The organism is Methylobacter sp. S3L5C, from assembly GCF_022788635.1.
In the GTDB taxonomy this organism is placed as follows: domain Bacteria; phylum Pseudomonadota; class Gammaproteobacteria; order Methylococcales; family Methylomonadaceae; genus Methylobacter_C.
Genome location: NZ_CP076024.1, coordinates 2,992,555 through 3,012,589, shown reverse-complemented (window position 1 = coordinate 3,012,589; position 20,035 = coordinate 2,992,555). Strand labels below are relative to the sequence as shown.

Annotated in this window: 15 protein-coding genes; 3 read left to right on the top strand and 12 right to left on the bottom strand. The window is 43.1% G+C overall.

Annotation, left to right across the window (positions count from 1 at the left end):
* The first annotated feature begins 186 nt into the window (after positions 1–186).
* Positions 187–2,730 (top strand): magnesium-translocating P-type ATPase, encoded by a 2,544-nt coding sequence (gene mgtA, locus KKZ03_RS13460; RefSeq protein ID WP_243217340.1) that lies wholly within the window; start codon positions 187–189, stop codon positions 2,728–2,730.
* Between the two features lie 501 nt (positions 2,731–3,231).
* On the opposite strand, the gene KKZ03_RS13455 is transcribed toward mgtA, so the two are convergent.
* The 6 genes from KKZ03_RS13455 to KKZ03_RS13430 all read right to left on the bottom strand — a co-directional run bounded on the left by KKZ03_RS13455 (position 3,232) and on the right by KKZ03_RS13430 (position 7,551).
* Positions 3,232–3,852 carry a cytochrome b/b6 domain-containing protein gene (locus KKZ03_RS13455; protein WP_243217339.1) on the bottom strand — a complete coding sequence of 207 codons (621 nt, stop codon included), beginning with the start codon at positions 3,850–3,852 and terminating at the stop codon, positions 3,232–3,234.
* An 18-nt stretch (positions 3,853–3,870) separates the two neighbouring features.
* Positions 3,871–4,278, bottom strand: coding sequence for a DUF1924 domain-containing protein (locus KKZ03_RS13450; RefSeq protein WP_243217338.1), 408 nt, complete (start codon positions 4,276–4,278; stop codon positions 3,871–3,873).
* A 151-nt stretch (positions 4,279–4,429) separates the two neighbouring features.
* The gene (locus KKZ03_RS13445) at positions 4,430–4,780 is read right to left on the bottom strand and encodes a c-type cytochrome (RefSeq protein WP_243217337.1); all 351 of its coding nucleotides are present in this window, start codon (positions 4,778–4,780) and stop codon (positions 4,430–4,432) included.
* A gap of 8 nt (positions 4,781–4,788) precedes the next feature.
* Positions 4,789–5,196 (bottom strand): c-type cytochrome, encoded by a 408-nt coding sequence (locus KKZ03_RS13440; protein ID WP_243217336.1) that lies wholly within the window; start codon positions 5,194–5,196, stop codon positions 4,789–4,791.
* Between the two features lie 11 nt (positions 5,197–5,207).
* Positions 5,208–6,593 carry a hypothetical protein gene (locus KKZ03_RS13435; RefSeq protein WP_243217335.1) on the bottom strand — a complete coding sequence of 462 codons (1,386 nt, stop codon included), beginning with the start codon at positions 6,591–6,593 and terminating at the stop codon, positions 5,208–5,210.
* Between the two features lie 730 nt (positions 6,594–7,323).
* Positions 7,324–7,551: a hypothetical protein gene (locus KKZ03_RS13430; protein WP_243217334.1), complete on the bottom strand. Its 228-nt coding sequence runs from the start codon at positions 7,549–7,551 to the stop codon at positions 7,324–7,326.
* Between the two features lie 128 nt (positions 7,552–7,679).
* On the opposite strand from KKZ03_RS13430, the gene KKZ03_RS13425 reads away from it, so the two are divergent.
* On the top strand, positions 7,680–8,819 hold the full coding sequence (locus KKZ03_RS13425; protein WP_243217333.1) for a transposase: 1,140 nt from the start codon (positions 7,680–7,682) through the stop codon (positions 8,817–8,819).
* 149 nt (positions 8,820–8,968) lie between these two features.
* Here the strand turns inward: KKZ03_RS13425 and KKZ03_RS13420 are convergent, their stop codons facing one another.
* The 3 genes from KKZ03_RS13420 to KKZ03_RS13410 form a co-directional block, all read right to left on the bottom strand.
* Entirely contained in the window at positions 8,969–9,511 is a 543-nt protein-coding gene (locus KKZ03_RS13420) for a hypothetical protein (RefSeq protein WP_243217332.1), read from the bottom strand.
* Positions 9,512–9,651: 140 nt separating this feature from the next.
* Positions 9,652–11,076 (bottom strand): cytochrome C, encoded by a 1,425-nt coding sequence (locus KKZ03_RS13415; protein ID WP_243217331.1) that lies wholly within the window; start codon positions 11,074–11,076, stop codon positions 9,652–9,654.
* 736 nt (positions 11,077–11,812) lie between these two features.
* Positions 11,813–14,239, bottom strand: coding sequence for a TonB-dependent receptor (locus KKZ03_RS13410; protein WP_243217330.1), 2,427 nt, complete (start codon positions 14,237–14,239; stop codon positions 11,813–11,815).
* 935 nt (positions 14,240–15,174) lie between these two features.
* On the opposite strand from KKZ03_RS13410, the gene KKZ03_RS13405 reads away from it, so the two are divergent.
* Positions 15,175–16,671 (top strand): ISNCY family transposase, encoded by a 1,497-nt coding sequence (locus KKZ03_RS13405; protein WP_243217103.1) that lies wholly within the window; start codon positions 15,175–15,177, stop codon positions 16,669–16,671.
* A gap of 264 nt (positions 16,672–16,935) precedes the next feature.
* On the opposite strand, the gene KKZ03_RS13400 is transcribed toward KKZ03_RS13405, so the two are convergent.
* The 3 genes from KKZ03_RS13400 to KKZ03_RS13390 form a co-directional block, all read right to left on the bottom strand.
* Positions 16,936–17,709: a hypothetical protein gene (locus KKZ03_RS13400; protein WP_243217329.1), complete on the bottom strand. Its 774-nt coding sequence runs from the start codon at positions 17,707–17,709 to the stop codon at positions 16,936–16,938.
* A 248-nt stretch (positions 17,710–17,957) separates the two neighbouring features.
* The gene (locus tag KKZ03_RS13395) at positions 17,958–19,349 is read right to left on the bottom strand and encodes a heavy metal sensor histidine kinase (RefSeq protein ID WP_243217328.1); all 1,392 of its coding nucleotides are present in this window, start codon (positions 19,347–19,349) and stop codon (positions 17,958–17,960) included.
* Positions 19,330–20,001: a heavy metal response regulator transcription factor gene (locus tag KKZ03_RS13390; protein WP_243217327.1), complete on the bottom strand. Its 672-nt coding sequence runs from the start codon at positions 19,999–20,001 to the stop codon at positions 19,330–19,332. Before KKZ03_RS13390 ends, KKZ03_RS13395 begins: the two co-directional genes overlap by 20 nt.
* Between the last annotated feature and the right edge of the window lie 34 nt (positions 20,002–20,035).

Genomic DNA, 20,035 nt, shown 5'->3' with positions numbered 1-20,035 from the left:
TAAGCTGATAATACTACATAAAAGGCGCAGAGTAATACAGGACAAGTCAAATCGCGTTTTGGACTTCCCTAAATTAGTTATTTCTCCTTGAATTGCATTTTGGTGAGTTAACTACATCGGTGCCAATATACCATTGTCCCTTTTGAACGGGTAAAAGTGAAAATTAAATCTCAATGGAATGCAGCAATGAACAACACAGAAAAATCGAATACTCCAGATAATGGTAGCACTTTCTGGAATTGTTCCGCACAGCAGCAACTCAATCGGTTAACGACAACACCTGAAGGACTCAGCAATGAAGAAGCCGGGCGACGAATAAAACGCTATGGTGCCAATCGATTAAATAACAACAACCAAAATGGCAATATACGGCTGTTTTTTGCCCAGTTTAAAAACTCCATTATCCTCATTCTGCTCTTTGCTACCGGCTTATCATTCTTTTTAAATGACCGGCTGGACGCATGCATAATTTTAACCATTGTTTTAATCAGCGGTTGTTTGGGTTTCTGGCAAGAAAAAGGCGCAGCCAATGCCGTAAAGAACTTACTCGCCATGGTGCAAATTACCGTTAGCGTGCTGCGCGATGGCATTGCAACGGAGATTCCCAGCGAAAACCTGATTCCTGGCGATATCATCTTGCTCAAAGCCGGGGACGTTATTCCGGGAGATTGTTTAATTCTGGAGTCCGACAATCTTTTTATCGATGAAGCCATTTTAACCGGAGAAAGTTATCCGGCAGAAAAACTGCCGGGAGTATTGCCTGCAGAGACACCATTAAGTCAGCGTACTAACGCCTTATGGATGGGGACACACGTACAAAGCGGCAAAGCTACCGCCGTGGTGATTACCACAGGTCAAGCGACAGAATTCGGCAAACTGTCACTCCGTATCAAACTCAAAGCGCCTGAAACAGAATTTGAACGTGGTGTCAGACGTTTCGGCTATCTACTGATGGAAATCACTTTAATTTTGGTCATACTCATTTTTGCCGTGAATGTTTATCTTGCCAAACCGGTTATTGATTCGTTCTTGTTTGCCTTGGCACTGGCCGTTGGTTTAACACCGCAATTATTGCCGGCAATAATCAGTGTCAATCTGGCTCACGGTGCCAGACGCATGGCAGAACAGAAAGTTATCGTCAAACAACTGGCCGCCATTGAAAACTTTGGTAGCATGAACGTACTTTGTTCAGATAAAACCGGCACACTAACCGAAGGCGTTGTTAACCTGCAAAGTGCCGTGGATTTATCAGGTAACACCAGCGATAAAATAGCGCGATATGCCTATCTCAATGCGGTTTACGAAACCGGCTTTTGCAATCCCATTGATGAAGCGATCAGACAGTATCGGCAATTTGATTTAAAAGGTTGTGAGAAGCTCGCGAAAATTCCTTATGATTTTTATCGTAAACGCTTGAGCCTGTTGTTGAAAGATCAAGGTAACACTATTCTGGTGACTAAAGGTGCATTGACTAATGTTCTTGCCATTTGCTCTGAGGCAGAAATGAGTGATGGCTCTTCGGTTGCTATTGACCAAGCGCGTGCTCAAATTGAACAGCGTTATGATGCCTTTAGCAGGCAGGGGTTTCGTACATTGGGACTGGCCTGTAAGACATTGGCAAACCAAAACGATCTGGATAAAACCGATGAAAGCGATATGTGTTTTTTGGGTTTTCTGGTATTTTTCGATCCACCCAAAGCAGACTGCACTGAAACGATCAAGCAATTACGAGAACTGGGGTTAACGCTCAAGATTATTACCGGCGATAATCGACTGGTGGCAGCGACAGTCGCCAAGCAACTGGGAGTTGCCGAGCACGAAATTCTTACCGGTTCCGAAATTCGCGAAATGAGTGATCTGGCGCTAATTAATCAGGTGGCGGGAGTCAATTTATTTGCCGAAATCGAACCGAACCAAAAAGAACGTATTATCCTCGCGTTGAAAAAAGCCGGTTTTGTCGTGGGTTATATGGGTGATGGTATTAATGATGTCTCTGCCTTACACGCCGCCGATGTTGGCATATCTGTCGATAGCGCGGCGGATGTCGCCAAGGAAACGGCGCAAATTGTCCTGCTTGAAAAAGATCTGGGGGTACTGGTACAAGGTGTAAAAGAGGGGCGGATGACTTTTGCCAATACCTTAAAGTATGTCTTTATGGCCACCAGTTCAAATTTTGGTAATATGTTCAGTATGGCAGGTGCCTCGTTGTTTCTGCCCTTTTTACCGTTGTTACCCAAGCAAATACTGTTGACCAATTTGCTGACTGATTTTCCGGAAATGACCATAGCCTCTGATAATGTTGATGCACAAATGGTCGCGCAGCCCCGACGCTGGGATATTAAATTTATTCGTAAATTCATGATCACTTTTGGCATCGTCAGTTCCTTATTCGATTTTATGACTTTTGGATTATTGCTAACGCTAGACGTCTCGGCTGAACAATTTCGTACGGCCTGGTTTTTGGAATCGGTGGTTTCGGCGGCGATGATTGTGTTTGTAGTACGTAGCAGCAGCCCTTTTTTTAAAACCCGACCCGGTAAATATCTGGTAGCGGCAACCTTAACCGTTGTCATCATCACGCTGATCTTGCCCTATACACCGATCGCACATTTAGTCGGCTTTGTGCCGCTACCGTTGTCTTTAATCGTTATGCTGACTGTGATTGTGGTGCTTTACCTTGCAACGGCTGAAATAGCCAAATATATCTTTTACCGGTTGGTAAAAATGTAATGTTTCTGTGCCTTATAAAAAATGCTAAAACCGTGTGCGGGTAGTCGTTACGAAATGGTTGCCCGATAACCAAAGCGGCAAGCAACTAGAACCTCCCAAACTTCGGGGACGCAGTTCGTTAGCGGTTATGATAATCCATCAGGACGGTTCCATATCAGTGGCTAACGGCATTATATTGAAACGGTGTTAATACTTTTATAAGTCAGACTATCGCTTATAATTATCCAGGATAGATAAATCAAGGAATTTTCGTCAATGAGTTCAGGTGTAGCATCATAGATGATTGATTGTAATGCCTTATTTAACAGCATTCTTTAAAATCAAGAATTAAAAACTTAAACATCAAGTTAAAGCATAAAATACCAAAAATTGACTTAAATCGTTCTGATAAAGCAGCATAATCTGCTGAACGATAACATTCCATGCTACCTCATCAGTACCAATAAAGATGGTTCGTAGAAGATTATCATAACTCCCTGTAAGACTTTACGAAACCATTGTTCATCTCTTGACTCCGGGCCAGGCAAAAATCCAAAAGCCGATAAGTGCTGTTAACAAGAGCATGGTTATCAGAGGGTGACTAGTAGAGATACCCTGATCGGTTCTTCCTCGCTTTTTACCTGTAATCATCGCAATGATAAGATTTTCACCATGAAAGTAACTGCTAAACAATACACCGGTAATATGTATAAAGACCACTACCAACATTGCAGTAGATGTTAAGTTGTGAAACGCTTCCAACCAATCACTATCAATTTCTTCGTAAACTGCCCAACCGGATATGCCACTGGCAATGCCAAGCAGCAATAGTAACAGAATGGCAAATGCGCCCAGTGGATTATGACCGACAGAATGCCGTTCATGCCTTCTAACTAATTGGACAAGATAACGAATGACATAAACCGGATTGCGCACAAATTCCGAGAAACGTGAATAGCGCGAACCAATAACGCCCCAGATCAGACGAAACGTGACCAGACCCAGCACGGTATAGCCAAACAGCACATGGAAGTCACGCCAACGCTCGCTTTCACCAGTTAAAAAGGCCCCGGTAAAGCTCAGCACCAGCATCCAGTGAAAAATACGGGTCGGCAGATCCCATACGAGTATGCGTTGACTCACGAAATTTCTCTCATCTTTTTAGCGACCCAATGACAGTAAGTAGACTAATACATCACCTTTCTCTTGAGCGGTGCATTCACGCTTCAGCACATCCTTGCAATTGCGTTTAAACCATTTTTCAACTTTTTCGGGATTGGTAAAGCGTTCAGAATTAACTAATGGCGCCATTGGCTTTATGTCTTTTTTAGTCACAATATGTTGACCCATCGAAGTGGGATTATCGGTGTGGCAACTAGAACAACTCCAGTCAGCACCGTGTTGTGACTTAAAGAATTGCTGACCACGACTGACATCAAAGCCGGCAAAACCAGCCTTATCCAGCTTTGCCTGTGCAGCAAAGATACTGAGAAAATCCTGCGGTTGCTCTGCCCTGGCAGAAAAAGTAATGACCAAACTGGCCAGGAGAGCGATGCCTATATATTTCATGATGATCTTTTGTAAGTTAACAGCTTGGGCTCTAAAGACTTAATGCCTCTATTAGAAAGACTAATTATCTTGGCTTCTGGTTATAAAATCACCTTGGATACACTCTCAAACATGAGAATAAAGGTAACCCAATTGACGAAGCACAGTCATATCAATTGCGCCCATAATTTGAATAATAAGCGGCCAAATTATCGATATCCTGATCGGTAAGTTTTGCCACAACACCATTCATATAGGGATTAATCCGTTTCATATCCCGGAAATCACGTAATTTGGCAGCAAGATAAACTTTCTTCTGTCCTATAATTTTTGGTGACATAGACTCAACACGGATATTATTGGGTCCATGGCATCCATCGCAAGTATAGTAAGCCGTTTGTTCTGTCGCAGCCATGGTATCGGCGGCATTTTCTTTTTCAAAGATTGAGCATCCAGACAGATAGAAAGTGAACGCTATAAGGCCACAGGCCATCAATAGCCGCAATATTTTAATAGTTTCCATAACTCAGGCTACCATTTAGAGGGGGAGTGGGTATAAAACATGGCTAAACCAACAATGTCATGATCGCTAAGATGAGCAGCAATATCTTCATGACCTTCACATTTATTGCCTCGTTTACGACATTCACTTAGCCAGGCACACAAATACATAAATTCTTGCCCCGCTAAATTAGGTACATCATCAGAGGCATTGACGCCATTACCGTCTATCCCGTGGCAATTACTACATTGCGCTTCTGCAAGCTTGCCAACGGATTTAATTGCATTATTATTCGTAGCCATCCCGCTCATATCCATAGTGTGGCTTGTAGGGCATGAACCGGATAGACGCACGGCATGAGACTGGATGAAAAAACCCAACAGGCATAACAGGATGGAAGTCATTACAACAGTCTTCGTTTTTGAATTATATTTCATAGCGATTTACCTCAAAACATTACGTTGCCGACAAAGTAAAGCGTGTTGTTTCCTGCCGCATTACGTCCTGAACCATCATAGTTTGTCGATGCGCCATTAAATTGGGTATAAGCCCAATATTGTATCGAAAGACGCATATTTAAATAGGGGTCAGCGCCAAAGGTGCCCTTACCAAACGGTATATAGTCCGCTTCAAAAAGAAACGAATTAGTGTTTGGCGAGCCGTTGGCACTGCCAAACACAGGATTTACCGGGTTATCAGGATTATAATTTGCAGCACCGTTATAAATTGTCATATCTGAACTGCCTTTCATATAGTTCCACCCTACCGACAAATTGTAAGTCTGCCGGTAAGTCCACATTCCCATCATCATAACGCTGTCGAGATAATTACTGGTATTGCTCGCATAGCCACCCCGATAAGAAGCGTCCATCTTCATCGTGTCATGCGTATATTTGGTCATTGCCATTAGCATATTATCGTCATCCAGCATGTACGAATAATTGGCGTCAGCATTGTATTCCACATAAGAATTGCTGCCAATACCGGTTGTATAATAGGGAATAACTTTGGCTGCCAAGCCGTAAGTGCCAATCATCATGGTATGTGGCCCCATACTGTGTTGTAGAAACATCCGCCAATAAGGGGCACCACCATCAATAAGCCCACCTTGCGGCCCTGAACTTTGAGAGCCGGCGTTCCACACTCCCAAGCCTTGCGCCATATTTTGCGACTGAGACGTATAACCACCGGCTTCCAGATAAAGATGATTATTGATCATTGTATAAGCGGTTGCACCGGCCGTATTGGCACCCGCCATTAAAGCCTGTAGCCAAGGCTGGGCAGCGGGTTTTATGGTCACTGAAGATTGGGTGTAAGGATACATCCACGCTGGCGTTGTCATCCAAAAATCAGATATAGTCGGCGCATTATTTACGGTAAGTCCGTAAGTAATAGCGTTGCCCCTGATATTTGCATGATCAGCCACCCGTATATCGGCCATGGCAAGACTGACTGAGCGTCCCGCTTGCGGATTGATGTTCAACTGAAGATAACTGCCGATTTTATCAGTAATCCGGCCGGTGTAATACACCGCCGCCCAGTCAGCCAGCACATTATTGTTGGAGTTTGAGTGTCCGGCGGTATTACTGTAATACGGGTCACTATCATTGTTCTGCTGCGTATTAGTCACCGAGCCTATTATTTGGACGGCTAACGGATTGATTACGTCAGGTAACTTGTTGGCATGACCGGCAACATAGCCATCAAGCTTGAATTTTTGGCCGTATTGCGTTAACCAAGGCCCATAAGCCTGCACATGACATGCCGTACAAGGTTCACCGGTTTGTCTTGCGAACGACGTAGTTGCCAACACATTTTGAAATGGTAATATCAAAAAAATGCCATATAAAAGAAACCATTTTTTTTGCTCGTTAAAAAATATAAGGTTAAGCATCGCAAGTGTCGTGTGGTTATATTTGAAAAAAGAATCTTCATATGATAAAGCACGTTTGATGCCAATCAGCACACACCACGAAAATACTGACTACAGCCTATAAATAGAATTATGTTATTTATTAAACTATGTTATTTAACACAATAAACAGACTACGTTGTGTTAAATAACATAGTTTAATAAGCTGCCAGCATTTGTCAGCTAATCAAATCACCTTTTTTTCCAAAAAATAAGGTCATCACGAGGTAAAAATGGGAGAAAAATAACGGGGGTTTGATATTTTTATCATAAGCTAACTGCTGTTAAGCAGATAATTATATAGCCAGCGTTCGTTGCATTATTGCAACGTGTGATGTTGATCTGATTATCGCCCCGAAGGCAAAAACATTTTCTTTGCCCGGCAAAAGAAAATGGCGCTCCCAACCGAAACTTGAGAACGAGCTAAAACCTGCCAGGTTACCGATTAATCCTGTTCGCCTCGCTTTTAAGATATTCCTGTTAAAAGCTTCGGTGCTGGGTGTGGCAAACCCAATTACTGCATAACATTCTGGTATTCATAGAAATTTAGGCCTTATCGCAGCTCAAAAGCTTATAAAACTATTCTTAAAACTCACCCCGTTATATCTTGTATAGTTACAAGCTTGAACCACTACGTGACATACTGAAACAATCAATTATCCGTTATTTTCCTGGAATAAAACCACATCTGATAAATGCTGAGCAGGATTTGCAGGCCCATTGACAAGCCCATTAAGGCTCCGCTATATACAACCACATAGGCAAACGCAGGCGTGGATTTGGTAATAAACCAGGACAAAATATCCAAAAGCATGGCAGCAAAAGGAATAACTACCGCGACTCTTTTCACATAAACATTAAGGTCACAGAGCAAAAACATTTTACCAATGAGGAACTTGCAAAACCCGTTAAAGCGAGCGGAATTAGTAGCCAGAATAGCCAAAAAAGAAAAACAACTGGCTCAAAATGATAAAATAGAAGATTAAAAATCTAATTATTATTAATAGTATGAGTAGGTTACGAGATACATTATCACAGACATGGCTTAATATACAAAGCTCATTATTTCCTTGGTTATCAGAAGAACTGGGGCCACTGACCGAGAAACAACAGGAATTGGTGACCACCTTAGAAGTGGTACGCATCGAAGAATTCATCTATTCCAGTGCTGGATTTCCAGGACGTCCGCCTCAAGACCGCTCGGCCATAGCCAGGGCATTTGTGGCAAAAACGATTTATAACCTGCCGACGACACGCGCTTTACTGGATCGATTAGAGGCTGATAGCGCCTTAAGAAGGATTTGCGGTTGGGAGCGCAAAAACGATGTCCCTGATGAGTGGACATTCTCAAGGGCATTTGCCGAGTTCTCGAAATATCGTTTACCTGAGCGGGTTCATGAAGCGTTTATTAAAAAAAGCTATGCAGGCGAAATCGTGGGGCATAATTCTCGCGATTCAACCGCGATAGAGGCACGGGAAAAGCCGCTCAAAAAGGAACCTATCCAGAAAATAGCAGCAAAACGTGGACGTCCTAAAAAAGGCGAAGAACGCATTAAACCATTGACCCGTATTGAGCGGCAAGCCAGTGGTATGGATATGGCGGACATGCTTAACGATTTGCCGACAGCTTGCGACGTAGGCACCAAGAAAAACAGTAAGGGTTATAAAGTCAGCTGGATCGGCTATAAGTTACACATCGATGTGGCGGATGGCGGTATTCCTATCAGCGCGGTATTGACCTCCGCCTCTACTCACGACAGCCAGGTTGCTATTCCATTAGCAATAATAAGTAATGAGCGCGTTACTAATCTTTATGATGTCATGGATTCTGCTTATGATGTGCCGCAGATTCACGACATGAGCCGACAGTTGGGGCACATTCCGCTGATTGATGTGCATCCTCGTCGGGATAAAGCCTTAAAAGAAGAACTGACGGCTGAAAATAAACGTTGTCGATTGGTCGGACATAGAATGGCCGAAGCAATACGCTATAACGAGCGTAGTACTGTTGAGCGTGTTAATGGTCGACTGAAAGATGAGTTTGGTGGACGGGTTGTGCGAGTCCGCGGTCATGCAAAGGTGATGTGTCATTTGATGTTTGGCCTTCTTGCCTTAACAGCCAATCAGATGGTGATTTTAGTGACCTAGAAATCATTTTGACGGCTATAACAAGGTTATTTTATGGATAGTAGGGATAACTATGTCCTGATTCTTATACAAACGATAAGATTACAGTGTAAATGGCCTAATAGTGAGCCATTTGTTCAAAAAACGACTTATTAGAAGTCATGTGCAACTTACCGCGTTTTTCGGTCGATAATTTTGCAAGTGGCTCCAATAAAAAACAGAATAAAGGCAATGCCAAATAAATGAATATGCGATACGCGAACCAAAGTAGGAATTGTTGCACCACCGGCATGCGCAACCTCTGATACCGTCGCATAATGCGTTAAATCAGGTAATGACGGATTAACACTGGGTGTATGACACAGGATACAATCACGATTTAATATCGGAGCGATTTTTTCGTTATATTCCGGCTCGTTGGCGCCATGCTCTATCCATTGCAAAATAATATCTTTATCGCTGTTATATTTTAAATTGGATTCCATAATCCCGTTAATTGCGCTACCCAATCGCGTTTGATTACTTGAGCCATGATAACTAATGACAACATCTTCAATAGACAGTCCTGCTTTACCGTCAAGCCCTTGATGGGTGTAATACATATTCGCAAGCGCCATCAGATAACCTAAACCTATGGTTAACAAAAACACCGTATTTAAAATTCGTTCGCTAACGGAAATATCTTTAAAGCGGGTATAACGTTCTTTGACCATAATATTTTTTAAACAATGAGGAGATGAGTATCGTGGTGAAGTTTTCTGAAAGCAGAGCTACAGGCAAGGTCATTTTTACCTTGCCCATACTTTGTAAGGTCAGCAAATCGATTCGAAAAAAACAGGTAGGTTAATTGGGCTTAGAACGCCAACCAACCATTGACCATGAAAGTATTATTATTCTGGGCATCAGTATTGGTGCCGTTATATTGAGAGTAACCTATATACTGCAGGCTGGTACGCAAATTCATCAGATATAAATACGAACTGGATTTACCAAACGGGACATAAACCAATTCTGCGGTATAAAATTGACTATTGGGTTTGATTGCATCAGCGGGAGCAGCAGGGTCAATAATGGGGCCGCGTGATCCGTTAGTTTTGTTATAAGCGAAAGTAATACCGTAAGTCTGGTTGAAGGTATAAGCCAGATTCAGTTTATACGACGTCAAAAAGGTGTTACCGGTAGAAGGATCACCGACTGCCTGTCGTCCTGCAGACAGTCGCTGATCTTCATAGATATATGATGTTTTGGCTTCAAAAATATGTTTTGGATTCGCCATATATTGATAATTCGCATCGACAGCAACATCCGTATAATGATCGGCACCATTGGTCTGGTCACGTCCGGGAACAACATCGGCACTCATACCGTAATGGCCTACCGAGAAATAGTGCCCTTTCCAGTTCTGTTGCAATGCGGCACGCCAATAAGGCGCAGGACTACTCAGACTAACCCGGTCAGGCCCGGCAACACCAAAGGCTCTCTGGGAATTGCTGGAAAATGAACCATAAGCGCCCGCTTCCAGATAAAGCAGGTTATTAATCATGGTATAGGCGGTAGCTCCGCCTACTTGAGATCCCAATGCACCGTCAATCAAGGGTGCAGCTACACTACCCGGTTGCACGCCGCTACTGGTATAAGGAAAGCCCCAGACTGGCGTTGTATTCCATAAGTCCTGAACGGTTGGATTATTATTTAAAGACACCCCATAAGTCATTGGAATATCCAAACCTATTAAGGAATCCAAATCTAATTGGTCGGCAAAACGGATATCGGTATTATCCAAGGCAAGCCGATCACTATAACCGTCATACGTTAACTGACTGAAGGCGCCCACTTTGCCATAGACACGACCCGCATAAAACAAAGACGCTTGGTCAAAAGTGAAATTATTGTTTTGATTATAACCAGGAGCGAGAGTGCCGCTGGGTTGATCTTTTTGAGTATTGGTAAATGATCCCGTTACCATGCCGCTCAGTGCTGGTAATTTGGCAGCAATGCCGGAACCGCCACTCATGGTATAGCCACCCAATTTGAAATCGCGACCGAAAGGCGTCAAGTTAGGCCCGAAAGCTTGCGTATGGCAGGTACTACAGTTTTGCCCTGTTTGCCGGGAAAAACTTGGCGTAGCTTCCACACCCGGACTGGCTACTAAAATAATTGATGCAAGAGCTAAAGGCGATGCAAAAAAAAGCCTGCATCGTACGTCCGTTTTAAAAAAATCTGCATAGTACGCCTTATTTTTAACGTTGAAATTATGCCCATCTGCTAATTGACACATAGTTGTCGTGATGCTGATGGAATAAGTATTGTTTACGGAATCTGATTAGCTAATTTTCACTTTACAAGGGCTAAGTTTAAAGTCTTTTAACAAAAATGAACTACGCAGATACAAAGTTAGTGAAAATAAAAACACTAAAATTTGTGTGGGTATAGTACTTCATTCTTGTTACAAAAACCATAAACTATAATTTAATAAAACAACCTTATTTCATGGTATTTTATAAATCAATATCTTTGCTAATTGATATGAGTAATTTATAGCGCTATCAGAAGATGAAGAAAGATTAAAGAAGCTGGAATACGGCTTATAAAACAGCATTCGCACCCAAACTGACGATGAACGAAAACATAAAAATACTAAACGCCATGAGTCCACACTTAAAAGTTTGATCCCTAAAGCAGATGACGCGCATTATTGTACAACAGCAGCAAAATTCACGCTAGCCTCTACAATCAATTTTTAGTTAAAATAGACAGTATTTTATGGTTACATAAAAATCAGAGATTATTTTTTCTTAACTTTGACAGTTTTTACTTTAAGGAAAAAAGAGTGTGTAGACTAGCGGTGCTTTTTGCACCGTTAGAGATTAACAGCAGCGACCTCAGCTTCCTGATACGTATACCACATCAATGCTCAGCCGGAGCGAGGTTATCAGGCGATTTTTTCAGCTTTTCAAGCCTCGCCCGGTTAGTTTTACGTTATATTTTCAGGAAGATAAACCACAAAATACTAATCAGTTCCAATGTACGCGGATGCCAGCATAACCGGTTGCAGGCGCACCCGGCCCCATAAATGTAGTTGACTGATTGTTTTGGAAAAAATTTGTTCCCAGTTGTCCAAACGAAGTGTAGTGGTTATCGAGAATGTTGCGACCTGTGGCAAACAACTCAATATTTTTGGTTACAACATAACGGGCATTAAGGTTAACCACCGTATAACCCGGTATTTGTGAATAGAGATTCTGATCATCGCCGCGGGCATATTGGCTGGAAACATGCTGTAAATCGCTGCCCAAAAAACCGTTATGAAATACTTGATATTCGACACCAATCTTAAGTGTGTTTTGCGGAATACTGGGGATTCTACTACCCGGTGTAACCGTTTCCGGCCCCAGTGCATTATTGAGCACGGCTGTCGTTTGATAGGTCGCATTAACAAAACCGTAACTCATATACCAATTCAATTTATTCCAGGCCAGACCGCTTAAACCAAACTCTGCACCTTGACGTAGTGTTGCGCCTACATTTTGAAAATAACCATTTACATTGCTACCTTCGCTACTCAGAAACAAGATATCATCGGTATTGCGAGTCTGATACAACGCAAAATTCCATTTGAGCACCTGACTAAATTTGCCACGCGCACCCACTTCTAAAGTATGAGAAACCACGGCCTTCAAGGGTGGATCGGAAATCATGCTGTTCGGCAAACTACACGGTGCAAGGGGATCTGCGCAGCTTAACTCAACCGCAGTCGGTGCCCGAAAACCTTCGTTGTAGTTAAAATAGGTCGTAAATTCTTCAAGCGGGGTGTCCAACGCAAACGCATCCAATGGATTAAACGTTAAGCCTGCTGACGGGTTTGCACGTTGATAAACGTCTTTACCGTTCAGTGCCGTTCCTATTTGATCGGTAGTTCGAACCTGTGCCTGCATCCAGTTTATTGACGTGTTGGCATGTAGCCAGTCAAACAAGGAATAAGTATTGGTAGCAAAAACAGTCGAGTAAGTATTTTGCCCATTGATCATCACACTGGTTGCCAGTGGAGTGGTGGCGACTTCATTCCGGTTTGGCATAAAAACCGCATCCTGCGATCCCATAGAAAAATGGGTATCACCAACATTATAACCACCACCAACGACCAGTTGATTATCATGTGCGTAGATTTTGTAATCGGAAGTTAATTGTAAATTGACACCCGTTCCGTTTTGTTTCGTTTGAGTGGCTTGAAAAGAGCCGGGAGCGCCAGTTTTAGCATCAACAAGAAGATTACCGTCGATATCAAAACATTGAGAGTCCGTGACCCCAGTAACCCCGTTAGAACAGTTTCCATCGGTATTACTGTTAAGGCTACTGCTGTTGTTATTGCGATTATAGCTATTGCCGGTCAATTGCAATTTATCAGTAATCTTATGGCTACCTTTTAGATTAAAAAAATACAGGGTATTTTTAGTCACGTCTGGAGCCGTATAAATAGCAGTCCAGCTTTGCTCTAACATGTTTTGCGGGGTACCACCTACACCTTGCATATTGTTGTCGGCAAAAGTAAATGATAGATCAAGATCGGTACGATCATTTTCCCAGCCGACCTTACCAAACGTCTGATTAACACTGGTTGGAGAATAAGGACGCCAGCCATTGTCACGGAAAATATTGCCGGCAACATACCAATCAAAATTACCTTTGGAGCCACCGTATTCGGCCTGATAAGTTTGGCGACCATAAGAGCCGCCACTGGATTGCGCATTAAAGCCGGGATGACTAATCCCGCTTTTGGTTCTGACTGACAATGCGCCGCCGAGTGTATTTAAACCAAATAACGGGTTGGAGCCCGGAATCATTTCCATGCTGGCAATTGCTATTTGCGGAATCAAATCCCAGTTGACGGTGTCGCCAAACGGTTCGTTGACACGCACGCCATCCTGATAAACGGATATGCCTATAGGCGTACCCAAAAGAGGAGATGCAGTAAAGCCACGATAAGAAATATCCGGCTGGTAGGTATTGTTCTGGGTGTCATTAATATTGACGCTTTCCAGGCGACGATTCATAAAGTCCGTCAAACCAAAAGCTTCGTGACGATTAATGTCCTCATCCTCAGCAGACTGGACATTACCGGGAATTTTTTTAAGTTCAAGGCCAGTAGTTCCCAACGGCGTATTACTGACGACTTCTATATCGGGCAGTTCAAAAACATCAACCGGATGCGCAGTAACGACAGTCTGATTTCCCCCGTTACCGGCTACCTTGAGTTCTTTATCATCAGCTTTTACAGGCGCTTTAGTTTCAGACTGCTCTGGGGCCATAAACGAACGACTAAATAGTGGCACGGGCTGGATGAGAGGCGTTGAAGAAATATCTGCCGCATACACCGGCACTGTCAACAGAGAAAAGGGTAAAGCCGCCAGCCAAGGCCGTATTGTAAATGGAGGTGTGAGCATTATTGTTTGTGGTATAGCCTTTTATAAAAGGACTATTTTCAACGAAAAGTGACTTGCCTCCTATAAAAAAAACGCCTGATTGCACGCCGGGCTATTTTAGGCTTGCCTAACAGAACTAAAAATAAGTCCCTATTTTATAGTTCCCTCCATCTTTCGACAGTAAGCCGGCTTGCCCAAGGTTAAATCGGAAGCTTCAATGATAGCTGTACTAGCGTTTTTTTTTGCAAGATGACGATGTGGTTGTGACTTGTCTTTTCAACCAGAGTTGTGTCTCATTGTATGCCGCTGCAGCTCACCGAGAATCTCTGAATTGCCTATTTCCATGAGCAGGCGACCAGTCGGAAATATCGATTTAGTCACTCTTGTGGGTCGGATGGAGACTTTTATCGCGTTACCGATATTACAGCTCACGGTTCGCCCATTTTTAAAGGCAGTTCGAAAGATTGGTATTATTTGTTGCATAAAAAAGACAAAATCACTCGCTTTCAATTTTAAATATCATTTTTTTAGATACAAGACATGAAGTTTCTGACATCAAATCATCGCCAGGCGATAATTTCTTATAAAAACTCCTGAAAACACTATATGTAGTGTTTTTAAATCTTACGAACCACTAGAAAAAATGAGCGAACGTGGAGTTACAGCTTTAAATGGCCGGCATTAAGATTGGTTTTTTAAAACTGTCAAATAATAGTTAGTGCTTGAACGGTAATAAATTATTTAGTGTTTGAACGGTAATAAATTATTTAATACAAAACAATAAGTTGCGATAAAATAGGCTATTGAAAATCAAATAACAGCCTATTGGCGTATAAAATGCTGAATTTAAGTAACTTGCTGATAATTATGATTATTATTTTCATCGAAAAGGGCTTGGCAAAAGCTACCTCCCGGATAAGCGCCTCAGCTTTCAAATTCTCGTTGGAAAACTCCCGATGAGAAAGGTATTTTCTCCACAAATGAGCATCGGTCAACGCGATATTGCTGATATCAAAATAGATGTTTCCTCCCGTGATGACATTCCGATCATCTTGCTGGGCTTGCAACACATTTATACGACTCAGCCATTAAGGGATGCTGTTTTTAAAATACTGGAGGATGTGGTGCCTACTAAAATTGACGCCGAAGTGACAAAAATCGTTGCCATCGACAAAGGCCGCCCCGGTATGAATCAATGGTCGATTTTGGTGTTAGGATCGCTACGCGTAGGACTGAATACAGACTATGATCGCATTCTGGAGTTGGCCAATCAGCATAACACCCTACGTGAAATGCTCGGTCTTGGTTGCTTTGATGCCGACAAACGCTATCGCCTGCAAACCTTGAAAGACAATCTCAAGCTGTTTACGCCAGCGATCATGGCGCGTATTAGTACTGAAGTTATTCGAGCCGGCTATCAATTACTGGATCTGGATATTCATGCGCTGATCAGAGGCCGTTGCGATTCTTTTGTGTTAAAAACCAACGTGCATTTTCCAACCGATATCAGTTTACTGCATGATGCGATCCGGATTCTGATTCGGACGTGCGTCAAATGGAGCTTGCAACATGCCTTGCCTGAATGGCGATTGCATAAGCACAACCTGTCTAAATTTAAAAGGCGGTATCGCACGCTGCAAAAACTCAAACATTCCACGTCAAAAAATGACGCTATCAAGGCCGCCAAAGCACTTGAGATCAAACAGGCCTACCAGGACTATATTGATTTGGCAGGGTTTTATCTTGAGCGCACTAAAGCCAGTATGTTGACGTTAAAAAATCACTTTCACATACCAGAAGTGTTGCTTACCGATCTGAGCACTTTTAGCCTGCATGCCGAACGTCAAATCGAGCAGATTAGACGTCGCGCTATTCAAGGAGAAACCATTCCCCATGATGAAAAAGTCTTTTCCCTGTTCCAGACCCACACCGAATGGATCAGCAAAGGCAAAGCCGGAGTCCCGGTTGAACTGGGCTTGCGGGTCTGTATCATGGAAGATCATCAGGGCTTTATCTTGCACAGTCAAGTCATGCAAAAAACTACCGACGACAAAGTCGCCGTACCGATGGTTAAAGCGACTCAAGCAAAATTCCTACGCTTTAACGCCTGTAGCTTTGACAAAGGCTTCCACAGTCCCGCCAATCAAACCGACCTGAAAGCCCTCCTTGAGCAAGTCGTTTTACCCAAAAAAGGCAAGCTATCCAAAGCCGACCAGAATCGTGAATACGCAGCGGAATTTAAACAGGCAAAAAAGCAACATTCCGCCGTAGAATCGGCTATTAATGCGCTAGAAGTACATGGACTGGATAAGTGCCTTGATCATGGCATTGAGGCTTTCGAGCGTTATGTTGGCTTAGCCGTGTTATCGCGTAACATTCAAAAGCTCGGCACAATTAAACGCGACATGGACCGGCTAAGGCTTTTTAACGGGCAACAAAAACTAGTTGCCTGACACTTTTTTGAGAACAGCCAACAGGTTCCACAGGAAAGGTGCGCTTATAATTTATGATTGTTAGGAATAATTCTGAAAAACTGATGGTAAAGCAGAAATTGAGTCGTTTGTTCCACTCCGGAAAGATTTTTCCAAAAAATATTTCCGGATGTTGAGCTGGTTTTTTTGAAAAGTGGCTTTTTCGTTCAGGCACTAGTTAGGTGTTCTTTACGGTTCTGGTTGATTTGTTTCCATAAAAAATCGATTAAACTATCACGACTAAAATTAGTTAAAAATCTTGAAAAGATTGAAACCCATCAAGCCGTAAAACTCATTACCACTTGCAGTTTCCGGTACACCTACGCCAGCAAACAGCTCAAACGACCTGATGTACGAGTAGGTCATTTGAGCGACGGCACCGCTGACATTGGAATTTACTCCATGGTTGCCGGAATAATAATCCGCATTAAATCTAAGCTTTTTCGGTATTAGCACCACCTGAATGCCGGTCTCATAGCCAAAATACGAGGTTGTTGTGGAAAGTGCCTGATTGACATAGTATGGACCAACATGTATCGACAGACGATTCTTGATAAGCGTAATATCGGTATCGATAAAGTAGAACTGATGCAGGGTGTTGTGATTGATCTTGCCTGGTTCCACGCTGTTGTTGAGCGGTATCACCAAACCATTCTGTGTACCAACTGTCGTGGATAGCGAGTCCAGATGTTTATGAAACTGGCCATATTTGAAGGTCTTTGCTATGTTCAAATAGGTGTCGTTCTGGAAGTTCTGTGAACCACCTCCGCCACTCATCAACACGTTTTGCGACGAGACTCCCATATCCCAACCATGCGTCGAGTAAGTGAGCATAGGTGCCGCGTAATCCGTTGCTTGGTAGTAATAGACATCCGTTTCAAAGTTCAGCGCCAGTCGATCTTCGTCCTTATCCTCGGCATCAATACCCATAATACTGGTGACCGTTTTAGATAGCTTATGCGCTCCCTTGGCATAGGAATTGAGGGGAATGATTAACAGCAGCAGTAAGATTGGTTTCATTTAGCTAATATTACCACGGCAAATTACACAAGAGTACTTAACATAGGTCCTTTGTACTCCCTGGGATAAAAGGCATCAGAAACTGATCAATTTTATCCGAGAAACTACCCGTTCAAATCAAACATCCACTGTATCAGATTTGAATTGACTACTGACGCATGCATTTTCCGAAATTTTTATGCAGTGTGACAAGTGTTAGGGTATGAATAGAGTTCAAATACCAATGCTGTTTGATATCAGCCAGATCTTTATTGAGCCAAGAAATGAAGCTTAACAACAGTGCCCTTTCCAATTTTGCTACTAACGGTCACTGAACCGCCATGTAAGTCCATGATGGATTTGACAATGGCTAAACCCAGCCCCGTGCCTTCCTCGGAGCGAGCGGGATCTACCCGATAAAATCGGTCAAATAATTTTGGCAAATGTTCTGCCGTAATACCGTAGCCGTTATCCTGCACACAGATATCTACTGATCCATCGTCACCAGAACACAATGTTAAGCGGACTTCGCCACCGATAGCCGTATGCTGAATGGCATTCAGTAATAAATTACTGAGAACACGTTTTAACAACTGGGCATCGGCATTCAGGAATCCCTGGCCTTGGCAAACCAACTGAATACTTTTTTCCTCTGCCATTGCTTCATGATAGCTGCAGATTGCTGCCAATTCAGCTTTGCCATCCAGTCGTGTTTTGCGCAAGGAAATCTCTGTATTCTCCGCACGCGCTAAAAACAATAGCGTTTTGACGATTCGAGACAGTCGTCCATATTCTTCAAGATTGGATTCAAGAATTTCACGGTATTCGTCGGCATTTCTTGATTTTGATAAAGCTACCTCAGTTTCTCCCATCAGATTATTGATTGGTGTGCGCAGTTCATGAGATAAATCGGCGGAGAACTGATTCAGTTGAGTAAAGGATTTGGCAAGACGCAGCAGCATGGCATTAAAGGCCACGGCCATTATCGATAACTCTTTCGGCCAATCGGCCACATTAAGTTGTTCGTGAAGCTGGTTGGCAGTGATGCCCTCCATGTATCGTGTCATATCAGTAAGAGGACTTAACCCTCGCCTGACAACCAACATAGCGGCTAACGTTGAAAACAGCAACCCCAAACACAGTACACCTATGAGATTGCGCTGGTATTTAGCCAAGAGTTTCGCTTCGTGAGTAATATCCAGCGCTATTTGAATAGTGTATGACGGACTGGTTTTATCCAGCACTGTCATAAGCATAAATGTGCGGCCATCAGAAATTTTCTGTATCGTACCTTTTGCAGCGGATATTTCGGTGGCTACTGGAAACGCTATGACCTTCGGTAATAATTCCATCCCGGGTGTTTCAATCAAGCGATAACCCGATCCATCCAGAATTTTCGAATAATATTGGCCTACAGACAGATCAAGCCCTTCGCTCTGTTCATCTGCCAATCGTTCAAGATTAACCGGTTGTTCTTGCAATACCATTTTTAATAACCGGATTTCTTTGATGAGAAACTGCCTGTTATCTTGAGTAAAGGTATCCCCTAAGGATTGATACAGGTACCCGCCTATCGCAGACAAAATGATTGACGCCGAAAGAATAGATAAAAAGGTAAGACGGGCAGTTATCGACCAAGGATTAACGCTCTTCAAGGACATAACCCACTCCGCGAACAGTGTGCAGCAGTTTTTGGGGGAATGGATCGTCAATCTTCTGCCGTAAACGGCGCACTGCCACATCGACAATATTGGTATCACTGTCGAAGTGAACATCCCAGACCTGCTCAGCAATCAGCGTCCGAGATAATACTTCCCCAGGCCGTTGTAGGAATAGCGATAGCAAGGCAAACTCTTTGGGCGATAAATCTAGCCGCTGGTTGTTACGAAATGCCTTGTGCCGAAAAGGATCAAGCATCAGATCGGCCACTCCCAACTGTTCTGTTTGTCGCACCGGACCACGCCGTAAAATTGAGCGGATGCGGGCGAGTAATTCAACAAAGGCAAACGGTTTGACCAAATAGTCATCGGCCCCCAGTTCCAAGCCTTTCACCCGGTCATCAACAGAATCCCGCGCAGTCAAAAATAGCACAGGTGTCAGCTTGCCACTTTGGCGAAGCTCTTGAAGTACCGACCAACCATCCCGCAGCGGCATCATCACGTCGAGAATGATGAGGTCATAGTCTACCGTGCTGGCAAGCAGCAGTCCTTCTGCGCCATCGTTACTAACATCGACGGTAAAACCTTGCTCGGTCAACCCTTTTTGCAAATAAGCTGCAGTTTTCTTTTCGTCTTCAATAATCAGGATGTGCATGGCTTAACTTTTCTATGAGATAGACTCGCCCTGA